The sequence below is a fragment of the Collinsella sp. CLA-JM-H32B genome, from assembly GCF_040098065.1.
Lineage (GTDB): Bacteria > Actinomycetota > Coriobacteriia > Coriobacteriales > Coriobacteriaceae > Collinsella.
The window spans coordinates 1-11,272 of the sequence record NZ_JBBNNA010000001.1; the positions used below are offsets into that span (position 1 = coordinate 1).

The 11,272-nt window shown below is 63.9% G+C and carries 8 protein-coding genes; 1 reads left to right on the plus strand and 7 read right to left on the minus strand.

Features of this window, described 5'->3' with window-relative positions; translation table 11 throughout:
* Window positions 1-181 (plus strand): hypothetical protein (locus tag AAA138_RS00005; RefSeq protein WP_349089100.1); only part of this gene is annotated, 181 nt, incomplete at its 5' end.
* A gap of 11 nt (window positions 182-192) precedes the next feature.
* Here AAA138_RS00005 and pknB read toward each other — a convergent pair.
* The 7 genes from pknB to AAA138_RS00040 form a co-directional block, all read right to left on the minus strand.
* Window positions 193-2,136: a Stk1 family PASTA domain-containing Ser/Thr kinase gene (pknB, locus tag AAA138_RS00010; protein WP_349089101.1), complete on the minus strand. Its 1,944-nt coding sequence runs from the start codon at window positions 2,134-2,136 to the stop codon at window positions 193-195.
* 132 nt (window positions 2,137-2,268) lie between these two features.
* On the minus strand, window positions 2,269-5,139 hold the full coding sequence (locus AAA138_RS00015) for an FtsW/RodA/SpoVE family cell cycle protein (RefSeq protein ID WP_349089102.1): 2,871 nt from the start codon (window positions 5,137-5,139) through the stop codon (window positions 2,269-2,271).
* Between the two features lie 16 nt (window positions 5,140-5,155).
* Window positions 5,156-7,054, minus strand: coding sequence for a Stp1/IreP family PP2C-type Ser/Thr phosphatase (locus tag AAA138_RS00020; RefSeq protein WP_349089103.1), 1,899 nt, complete (start codon window positions 7,052-7,054; stop codon window positions 5,156-5,158).
* Complete coding sequence (locus tag AAA138_RS00025; RefSeq protein ID WP_006235180.1) at window positions 7,051-7,467, minus strand: FHA domain-containing protein; 417 nt, start codon at window positions 7,465-7,467, stop codon at window positions 7,051-7,053. Before AAA138_RS00025 ends, AAA138_RS00020 begins: the two co-directional genes overlap by 4 nt.
* A gap of 6 nt (window positions 7,468-7,473) precedes the next feature.
* Entirely contained in the window at window positions 7,474-8,484 is a 1,011-nt protein-coding gene (locus tag AAA138_RS00030) for an FhaA domain-containing protein (RefSeq protein WP_118934736.1), read from the minus strand.
* A complete protein-coding gene (locus AAA138_RS00035) occupies window positions 8,481-10,334 on the minus strand; it encodes a serine/threonine-protein kinase (protein WP_271739905.1) in 1,854 nt (617 codons plus the stop codon). Before AAA138_RS00035 ends, AAA138_RS00030 begins: the two co-directional genes overlap by 4 nt.
* A 142-nt stretch (window positions 10,335-10,476) precedes the next feature.
* Window positions 10,477-11,193 (minus strand): hypothetical protein, encoded by a 717-nt coding sequence (locus AAA138_RS00040; protein WP_225094131.1) that lies wholly within the window; start codon window positions 11,191-11,193, stop codon window positions 10,477-10,479.
* Window positions 11,194-11,272: the final 79 nt, after the last annotated feature.

Consider the following 11,272-nt stretch of genomic DNA (forward strand, 5'->3'; position numbering starts at 1 on the left):
GGCTGCCGTCGGCACCATTTTACCCTCCTGGCGAGGAATTCGTCCATATTTCAAAAAACAAATCCGGCCTGCTATCGAAGCCGCCCTTTCCGCTGCCCTAGATAAAGAAAGCGCCCGCTTGCCGGGGAGCAAGTGGGCGCTTCTGAGCGAATATGTTTGCAGCGTTCGCTGCCGCAGGTAATAAGCAGCCGACTAGTTGCTTGTACCGGAATCGTCCCCGGAGCCAGAGCCAGAAATCGAAACCGTCAGCGTAATCGTGCTGTCGGTGGACTGCTTGCCGGTGGGGGAGACACCCGTAACGGTGGCGTTTTCGTTGCCGCTCACGGGGTTGCCGTTCTGATCGCAGAATGCGATGTTGTAGAAACCGGCGTTGTTGAGCGCGGTGACGGCGGCGGAGATGCTCTTGCCGTACAGGTTGCCCGGGACGCTGGCCTTGCCGGACTTCTTGGCGATGACGACGGTGATCGTGGCACCGGGCTTCTGCTTGCCGCTGGGGTTCCAGCTAATTACGGTGCCCTCGGTAACCGAGTCGTTTTCCTGGTAGCTCACGTCGACGCCAAAGCCAGCCATGTCGAGAGCGTTGCGCGCCTGGGCCTCGGTCATGTCGGTCAGATCGGGCACCGAGGTGGTGTCCGGGCCGCCAGAGACCTTGTACGAGATAGTCGTGCCCTTCTCGACCTCCTTGCCGGCAGCAGTGCTCTGCTCAAAGACCTGGCCCTCTTCGGCCTCATTGGCTTCCTCCGAAGCGCTGCCCTTCAGGCCCACGCTTGCCAGTGCGGCCTCGGCCTGGTCCTTGGTCAGGCCGAGGAGCTGCGGAACCTCAACCTTCTCGGAGGGCTTAGGGCCCTTGGAGATTACCAGGTTCACCCTCGTGCCCTTGGCCTTCTTGGTGTTGCCGTTGGGGGTCTGCTCGGCGACCTTTCCCTCGTCGACATCGTCGTTGTAGCTTTGGTCGACGGTGCCAACCTCAAGGCCGGCTTCCTTGATCAGCTCAATAGCGGTCTCCTGGTCCTTGCCCAGCACGTCGGGCACCGTGACCTGTTCGCCACTGAACATGCCCGTGGCAAAGGCCACCACCACGCCAATCACGGCGACGGCGGCAATCACGGCGGCGATGATCTTGTTCTTGTTGGACTTAGGCTTCTCGACCTCGTAGGAGCCCGTGGAGCCCGAGACAGCGCTACGGGCGGTATTCTGACCGCTCACGCCCGAGACGGGACGAACCATAGCGCGCGTTGAGTCGGAAAGCTCGCGGGTCTTGGTGGCACCCAGGTCGCCGGCGGCACCGATGATGCGCGTGGGCTCCGAGACATTGACGGCACGGCCGGACAGGTAGCTGTTGAGTACCTGGCGCAGCTCGTCGGCCGTCTGGAAGCGGTTCGACGGGTCCTTTTCCATGCACTTGAGGATGATGCGCTCCAGGTCGGCATCGACGCCGGAGTTGATCTGGCTCGGAGGGATGGGGAGCTCATTGACCTGCTTGAGCGCGACCGAGATGGCGTCGTCGCCGTCAAAGGGTACGCGGCCGGTGGCACACTCGTACATGACGACACCCAGCGAGTAGATATCCGAGGTGGGGCCGAGGTCCTGGCCGCGGGTCTGCTCGGGGCTTACATAGTGGGCGGTGCCCAGCACGTTGTTATCCTGCGTGAGGTGGCTGTTCTTGGCGCGTGCGATGCCAAAATCCATGACCTTGATGTTGCCGTCGGGCAGCACCATGATGTTTTGCGGCTTAATGTCGCGGTGGATGATCTCGTGCTTGTGTGCGACCGAAAGCGCGGAGCTGATCTGCGAGCCGATCTGCGCGACCTTCTTGGGATCGAGGGCGCCGTGGCTCTTGATGCCGCTCTTAAGGTCGGTACCGCGCAGGTACTCCATGACGATGTAATAGGTGTCGCCGTCCTTGCCCCAGTCGTAGACGCCCACGATATAGGGGGAGGACAGGCCGGCAGCTGCCTGGGCCTCCTGCTTAAAGCGGGCGGCGAAGGTGGCGTCGCCGGCATACTGCGGCAGCATGATCTTGACGGCAACCGTGCGGTCGAGGACCTGATCTTGCGCACGGAAGACGGTCGCCATGCCGCCCGTTCCCACCTTATCCTTGAGGAGGTATCTTCCCCCGAGGACCCTCTGTTCCATTCCTGCTCCTAACTAACTTATTCGCTCAACGATGTGTGTAGTACCAAATCTATGGTCGCTGGGACCGCGTGGCGCCTTGCCGCTAGCTCATCGGCCGCGGCGCGCCCCAAGTATCCGCTTCGATCACAGGCATCACGCTCCTTGGGCGGCAAGTGCCGCGGTCAGGACGATGCCGGCGATCTTGGCTGCCTTGACGTCGTGTTTGTCGTAATCCTCCAAGGCCACCGAGATGGCGACCGTGGGTGAATCGTAAGGTGCGAAGCCGACGAACGTCGAGTTGACGTTGGTGCCGCCAGTCTCGGGCGAACCGGTCTTGCCGGCGACCTTGACGCCCGGAATCTGGGCATCGGTGCCGGTGCCGGACTGGACGACGGCGAGCATGGCCTGCTTGACCTGCTCGGCCGTGGTGGCGCTGACGGCCTGGCCGAGCGAGCGGGACTGCGTGGTCTTGACCACGGTTCCGTCGGGGGCGAGCACTTGGGCCACGAAGAACGGGTCCATGACCACGCCGCTGTTGGCGATGGCCGCCGCTATCACGCAGCTTTGCATGACGGTGGTCTGCGGGCCTGGCGTGTGGTCCATGCCGACGGGCTGGCCGGCGCCTGCCCAGGCGGTCTCCCACTCGGTCATGAGCGAGGGGTCGGCCATGATGGAAGCCGCGGCGGTCAGGTCCTGGCCGAGCTTTTGGCCGTAGCCAAAGGCGTTGGCAAACTGGACGAGAGAGTTGGCGCCGACCTCGTTGGCTACCTGGCCAAAGACGACGTTGGACGATACGGCAAAGGCCTGCTGGAGGCTGATGGTGCCGAAGCTCTCATTGGCGTAGTTGGTGACCGGTGCGTTGCCGATATCCATGGAGCTGGGCGCCTGGTACGTGCTGGTAAGGCTGGCGGTGCCGGTCTCGAGTGCCGCGGCAAGCGTGACGACCTTAAACGTGGAGCCCGGGGTGTAGAGCGCGTTCATGGCGCGGTCGTACATGGAGCCGTCCTCGCCACCACCCGATTGCATTAGGGCGTCGATGTTGGTGTTGTCGTAGGTGGGCGAGCTGGCGCATGCGAGGACCGCGCCGGTGCGCGGATCCATAACCACCACGGCGCCCTTAAAGCCCTTGAGTGCCTGCTCGGCAGCCGTCTGGATGCGCGAGTCGATGGTGAGCTTGGCGGTGTTGCCCGGTTGGTTTTGGCCCGCGAGCGACGCGAGGGCGTTGTTCCAGCTGGAATAATCCTTGGAGCCGGTGAGCGTGTCGTTCATGACGCTCTCGACACCCGCGGTGCCGTACTGCTGGCTTACATAGCCCACCACGTGAGCGGCCATGTTTCCGTTGGGGTAGGAGCGGGCGTAGGTTCCATCCTCCTGCTGCAGCGACTCGGCCAGCGTCACGCCGTCGGACGTGATGATGGAGCCGCGCTGGATGTACTTGGAGCGGGCGATGGTGTGGTTGTTGGTCGGCATGTCCTGATAGTCCTTGGCCTTGATGACCTGGACATAGGTGAGGTTGCCGATAAGGATGGCGAACAGCGCCGTAAAGGCGAACACGGCGCGGGTCAGTCGATTGGCGAGCGCCACGCGGCCGAGCACGCCGGATTCGGGCGTGTCGAGCAGGCGGCGGCGCATGCGCGAGGCGGCGGAGTGGCTGCCACGGGCGTACGAAGATGAAGTGGCGAAGCGCGTGCCGGCCGGGGAGGACGCCGAGGCGACCTGGTCGTCAGTGATGGCGGCCATGGTGCCGGTGCCGGTAAGCTCGGCCTCGCGACCGGTTGCCTCGTCACCGGCGCGCAGCAAAAGCGCGACGATGATAAAGCTTGCCAGCAGCGAGGAGCCGCCCTGGCTCATAAAGGGCAGAGTGACGCCGGTCAGCGGGATCAGGCGGGTAACGCCGCCAACGATTAAGAAGGCCTGGAAGCTGATAGCGGCCGTAAGACCGGTTGCGCTAAAGGCGGCAAGGTCGGACTTGGCACGGGCCGCCGTGGTCAGGCCGCGTACGGCAAAGAGCATAAACAGGATAAGAACGGCGCCGCCGCCCAAAAGGCCCATCTCCTCGCCGATAGCCGAGAAGATAAAGTCGGACTCGACGACGGGGATGTTATTGGCCATACCGTTGCCAATGCCGACGCCAACAAGGCCGCCGTCGGCCAGCGAGAAGAGGGACTGGACAATCTGGTAGCCCTGACCCTGCGCGTCCTTAAAGGGATCGGCCCAGATCTGGAAACGCACCTGGACGTGCGACAGGAACTTGTAGGCGCCCACGGCCCCCACGGCCAAGAGCGCAAGGCCGATGATGACATACGAGAAGCGACCCGTGGCAACGTAAAGCATCAGCAAGAAGATGGTGTAGAACAGCAAGGCCGAGCCCAGGTCACGTTCGAAGACAACGACGAGCAGGCACACACCCCACACGGCAAACAGCGGCAGCAGCAGGCGCAGACGCGGAATCTTAAGACCCAAGATCTTGCGGTTGGAGATAGAGAGCAGTTCGCGGTTTTCGGCCAGGTAACCGGCTAGGAACAGCACGATAAAGACCTTGGCGAACTCGCCGGGCTGAATGGTAAAGCCGGCGATGCGAATCCACAGTTTGGAGCCCGAGATCGTGGTGCCGATAAAGATGGGCAGCATCAGCAAGATGATGCCGATGATGCCAAAGGTGTACTTGTAGCGCATGACCACGTCGAGGTTTTTGACCAGCGCAAGCGTACCTACCATCAACGCCACCGAGATAAACAGGATGACGAGCTGCGAGATGGCGAGCGTGGGCGCCAAGCGCGTCACAAACGTGATGCCAATGCCCGAAAGCACAAAGACGATGGGCAGGATGGCCGGGTCGGCGCCGGGTGCCAGAATGCGCACGGCGATATGCGCCGCGGCGAAGGCGGCAAAGAGACCGATCGGAACGGCAAGTGTTTCAAACGAGATGGCGGCGCCTGCGGTGAGCACGTACATCGCATACAGCAGGATGACGGGGAACGCCGAGGCGATGAGCAAAAGCAGTTCGGTGTTGCGGCGACTCATAAGCGGCACTCCCTTTCTAATTCTTATCGGAGGCTTCGGCCTCGGCGGACTGTTCGGCGGTTTTCTCGGAATCTGATTCGGAGGTGGATTCCTGATCGGTGTTGTCGCGAATCGTTTGCGCGTCGATCACCTGGCGGGTCTGCTCCTCGTCGATCTGGTGGCGGTACTTGGATATCGTGTCCTGCGCATCGTCGACACTTGTTTGCGGAATACCCGCCTTGAGGCGGTTTTGCGTGTCTTCGGGCAGGTCGGATAGCTTGATGCTGGTTTCGCTTTCGAGCCAGTGGAGCTTGAGTCCGAGCGGCTTGCCGGGCAGGCCGCGCCAGACGGCGACATTGCCCTGGTAGGTACCCAGGTAGTACGAGCCGGTGACACCCGTGTAGGCCCAGATGCCAGCTGCCAGCACAAAGACGAGGGCCAGGATGGCGGCGATAGTAATGTTGCGGCGACGCACGCGCTGCGCCTCGCGCATAACGCCATCGTCAACCAGGTCAACGACTACTACGGTCACGTTGTCGTGGCCGCCGGCGGCAAGCGCCGCGTCCACCAAGTTGTCGACACAGATCTGTGCGCTCGAGGACTGCGTAGCAATGTTCTCGATATCGCTATCGGGAATCATGCTCGAAAGACCGTCGGAGCACAGAATCAGGCGGTCGCCTTCCTCGATGTGCAGGGTAAAGTGGTCGGCATACATGGCGGGATCCGAGCCCAGCGCGCGGGTGATGACCGAGCGGTTGGGGTGGACGCGGGCCTCGTCGGCCGTAATCTCGCCGGCATCCACGAGCTCCTCCACGTAGGAGTGGTCGCGGGTCACGCGGATGAGCGTACCCTCGTGGAGCAGGTAGGCGCGCGAGTCGCCCACGTGGGCGATGGCGAGCGTGTCGTTTTCGATGTAGGCGCAGGTGGCCGTGCATCCCATGCCGGGTTTGCCCAGGCCGTTGAGGGCGGCCTCGATCACGGCGGCGTTGGCGGCCTCGACGGCTGCGGCCAGGCGCGCGGCGTCGGCGGACTGCGGCGCCGTCTTGGCGATGGTCTCGACGGCGATGGAGGATGCCACCTCGCCGGCGGCGTGTCCTCCCATGCCGTCGCACACGCAAAAGAGCGGCGACTGCACCAGATAGGAGTCCTCATTGTGTGGGCGTACGCACCCGACGTCGGAGCGGGCGCCCCACATAAGCTGCGTGGTGGTGCCGGCGTCGTAGGTCGAGTCGGTCTCGATGCGCTCGTCGGTCAGCGGCTCGAAGCTCATGGTCGAGCCGGGATCTTTGAGCTTTGCCTCCACGGCGGCGACATCGATCTCGGCGGTGTCGCCGGGGGAGACGGTGTCGGCATCGTCTCCCGACTCGGCGTCGGAGATGTCCGGAAGGTTGAGATCTTCGGTTACGCGGTCGACGGGATCGCCGTCCTGCTGCGGCTCGACAGCCGTCGGCTCGGGCGTCGCAAAGTGCGACGGCGCGGGCGTGCTCTGGGGTTGAGCAGAGGGCTCGGGAGCTGCGGCGGGCGCGGCAACGGGCTGCTCGACTTCGGCAGGCGTTGAAGATTCGGGTGCCGCCTCGCTTGCCGGGGCGACGGGGAATACCGGCGCGGCAGGCTCGGGGGCTGCAAGCACGGCAGCGCTCTCGTTAATCCCCTCGGCGACGGGCTCGGCAAAGTGAGCCGGTGCGGACGCTGCCTCCGGTTCCGCGGGCTGCTCGGCAGCGTGCGCGCCGATGGGGGCGTCGAGCTGCTCGGTGCTGGCGTCCTCGTCATCGACGAGTGCCGGATATTCTTGAGTTACATGCGAAAGAGGCAGGGAGAACACCGTGTCCTCGGGCTCCACGGTCGCAGGGCGCGCTGGAGCGGCATGAGCCGGCGCAGCTGCGGGGACAGTTGGCGTCTCGGGCATGGTTGCGGACTTGTTCTCCTCGTCGATCATCGACGGTTCACCTTCATGACCACGTCGCCAATCTGGACCTCGTCACCCTCGCGCAGCGTTGCGGGCTCCACCAGCTGACGGCCGTTAACGAGCGTGCCGTTCAAAGAGTTGAGGTCTTCGATGATGAGTGCCGGGCCCTGCAGCGAAAAGCGTGCGTGCGAGGCCGAGACAAACGGTTCGTTGATGCAGATGTCCGAGGACGGCGAGCGGCCCACGATGACGGGGCCGAGCATGTCTACGTGGATGCCACGGATGCCGCGCGGACCCTTGTCCACATCGATCGTCCAGATAGCGGAGTCGCGGCGCTGGCCGCGTACGAGTCCCACGCCGGTTTTCATGACGGCGAACAGGAAGATGTAGAGCAGGGCGACCAGGACGATGCGGCCTGCAAAAAGGACGATATCGATGTTCATAAGCGACTATCCCCTAAATTCAAAGGTGCTCAGGCCAAACGTCAGCAGGTCGCCGTTGCGCAGCGGGCAGCGCGTGATGCGGCGGTTGTTGACGAGCGTGCCGTTGGTGGAATTGAGGTCCTCGATCGACCAGTCCGAACCGGTAAAGGTGAGCTGGGCGTGACGGCGCGACACGTTGGGGTCGCGCAGGGCGATGTCCGAAACCGAACGCTCGCGACCGATGGTCACCTGCGCGGAAGTGATGCTGTGGCTCTCGCCGCTCACGACGTCGACGAGCTGGGCGAGCGGGCGCTGCGGGGCGCGGGTGCTCGCCATGTTGGAGGCAATGCCGGCAGCGGCGCCAAGGCCCACGGCGGCGCCGGTTGCGGCGGCTCCGCCCATACCGGCGAGGGCGTCACGAGAGACGGTCTGCGGCACGGGGATGGGCGCGGCGGCGGGGTCGGGGACGTTGGGCGCAAAGGGGTCGGCCACGGCGAGCGGGTCGGGAGCGGCGGCACGGGGCGTCGGCTGCTGGGGCATGGCGGCGGGGTGCTGTTGCTGCGGAGCGGCGAATTGCTGCTTGCCGGCGCGGGGAGCGCTGGCGGCGCGGCTTGCGGCCGAGTTGTTCTGGCCCAGGCCATTCTGGTAGGCGCGCTCTTCCTCGTACAGACGACCGAGCGTGGGGGCGTCGACGTTCTCGGCAAAGACCGAGAACTTACCGGCACGCAGCTGCGGGTCGATCATAAAGCGAACGAGGGGTTCGCCGACAAACACATAGCGGCGCTTTTCGGCCTGTGCCTTCACAAACTCGCGGACTTCGCGCGAAAGCTCGGGGTAGAACGGAGCGAGCATGGGATCGTCGTCGGCGGCGATCAGGATGGTATAGAGTGCCGGCGCGGTGTTGACGCCGTTGATCACCAGAGTCTGATCCTCCATGTCGCGAGCGGCCTGCTTGGCAAGCTTCTTAAAGGAGAACGGGGCACGGGTGGCACCGAAGATGCCGGCCACGTGGTCCTCGAAGATGTTCAGGAAGTTCACGAAAGATCACTCTCCGTATAGGTTCTTTGGTATCCGAGCAAATATAGGCATATCCCAACGATTATAGAGGATAGGGTTCCCGCAACCGCCGCCTTGACGACGACCGCGGCCGCAAGGCTGGCAATTTCCATATGGTGTGCAAGACAGAGCGACGCCGCGGTGCCTATTCCGCAGCCGGCGATGGCAGCGATTGCAGCCAGGTTCGAGCCCTGCTCGGCACGCCTGGCATGGGCGTTGAGCAGCAGAGATGTCAGTGCAGCTGTCGCCGCGACAAGCACGACGGCAGCCCAGAAGAGCATGTCTCCCAGCGCCGCGGCAACATTGCCGAGCCCCAGCACGCCTCCGGCGGAAAGCGCAACCGTAGCCAGGCGGCCAAAAAGTGCGCCCATCCCCGTGGCGGCCGCGGCGCTTGCCGGGTCGAGCCAAAAGGCAGCGATGCCGGCGGCGACCCCGGCGGCAAGGAGGGCGTCGCCCGTTAGACAGCCAAGTGCCACCGCGCAGGTGAGCGCAGCGCTCGCGGCGGCCTCGGTGCGGCCCCAGGCGATCCACCAACCGGACATGGTGGCGGCAAAGAGCACCGCGACGGGTAGCATCGACAGGATGCCCTGCGTCTGCATAGTGGCGTTGGCCATAAGTACCAAAAAGCCCACGGCCGAGATGGCCGAGCCAATTTGCGGGGCCAGGCCGGCGGCCGCCCCAATTGCGATGGCCGCGGCAATAAGTCCGGGAAGCGCCGCGACGCCAGCCGTCTGCATGATCAAAAAGCTAAAGGCACCGCACGTTAGCGCCGAGATGGCGCGCATGGTGTAATCGCGCGCGTGGCTCCAGCGCGTGCCGGCCCAGCCGAGTGCGGGGTCGACCTCGATGGTGTCGTCCTCATAGGGTAACGATTCGATATCGTCTGCCGCGCGCTCGTCATCCGACAGCTCGCCCACCATCTGCTCCAGGCTGCGACGGCCCTCGCGCACGCTGCCCAAGCCGGCGAGCAGCTGGTCGCAAAATGCCTCGATGCTGTTGGGGCGGTCTTGCGGCATGGGGGAGAGGGCGCTCATGAGCGCAGCCTCGGCTCCCGGGGGAAAGTGCGGGATGAGCTCGCTGGGGTAGGTGGCACCGCCGATGATACGGCCGAGCGAGTCGCCGGGCGTGGCGGCCATAAAGGGGGCGCTGCCGCACAGGCCCTCGTAGATCACGCAGGCGAGGGCAAAGACATCGGCGCGCTCGTCGACTGTGCCGGTCTCGATATCGAGCTGCTCGGGTGGCATGTAGCCGATGGTGCCGCCGCGCGAGCCGCCAAAGCCGCCGGCAGACGACAGTCGCGCCATGCCAAAGTCGGTGAGCTTTACGTTGCCCGAGTGGTCGATGAGCACGTTGGCGGGCTTAATATCCAGGTGGAGCACGCCGTTGCTATGGGCGAAGGTGAGCGCCTGGCCCAGCGCGTCGGCAATTGCCGCGGCCTCGTCAAAGGTGAGCGAATGGCCGTCCACGCGATGCAAAAAGTCGGCGAGCGACATGCCGTCGACATATTCCATGACGAGGTAGGCATAGGCGGTATCGTGCGTAAAGTCGATAACCTGCACGATATTGGGATGTTGAAGCATGGCGGCGGTGTGTGCCTCGCGCAGGACATCCATGATGTCGCTGGCGGGCATGCCGGCGCCGTTGATAAGGGGGATGCGCTTAATGGCGACGCGACGGCGCAGGTGCGTGTCGCGGCAAATCTCGATGGAGCCAAAACCGCCGGTCGCAAGCGTCTCGAGCGGCTGGAACCGCTTGAGCAGCTCGCGAGAGCTGGTGCCCTCCAAGGGAACGTCCGGCGAGAACCGGGCGGTATGTTGCGAGAAAAGCGGCATGGCCAACCCTCGTGCGTTTAAAGTTCGTTTGCGAGCGGCGGGCGCGGAGCCGAGCCGTTCGCGGTGGCATAGATGCTGCTAGTGTAGCACGCTCGGGTGCATGGTGAAGGTAGCGGGGCGAGGTGGCCTATCTGACTTGGCCTTAGCGCTTCTTCTTGTTCTTCTTCTGCTTGCGCTGTTTGGCCTTTGCATTCTTAGGCTCGCTTTCCTGCTTGGCCTTGGCAGCGGCCTTTTCGGCCTTCATCTTTTTGCGTTTGGTCTCGATGCGCAGCTTTTTGTTGATGCGCGTCTTGAGGAAGGAGCCAAACTGCTCGGCATCACCACGCACAAAGGTGTCCTTAGGGATCGTCACGCCCTGGTCGGCGAACATGGCCACAAAGATGCGCTCGCCGTCGAGTACATGGTCGAGCTTCTCAAACGGGAAGAACTGCGACTTGCCGCTCTTGCCCCAGACCATCAGGCCGTCCTCGTTGGCGGCGACGCGGCGGTAGCGGCCGCCCATGGACTCGTCTGCCTCGACGGCTTCGATAAAGTCGCGCGCGAGCGTATGGTGCAGATTTTTGCTCCACCAGGCCAAAAAGGCGCCGAATACGATTAAGACGACGCCGAACTTGATCCAGTTGCCGCCGGCCACCAGCATGCCGATGCCGATGAGCGCGGCAATTGCCGCGGCGACATACAGCGAGCCGCGACGCCTGGGCGAGGCGACCAGGCGCGCAAAGTCGGTGACGAGGTCGTTTTCGTACTGGTACTCGTTGAGGTACAGAATGCCGTCGTCGGCTGCGGCCTGCTCCTCGAGCGCGACCTCGACCTGGTCGGCTGCTTCGGAGGGAACGAGGTTGCTCTCTGCGTCTGCCATGCTCTTTGGACTCCTATCGCGGCGGGCTCGCCGTACGGGTTATTATGGATGCAGTATGCCGTGCGACCGCATGGCCGCC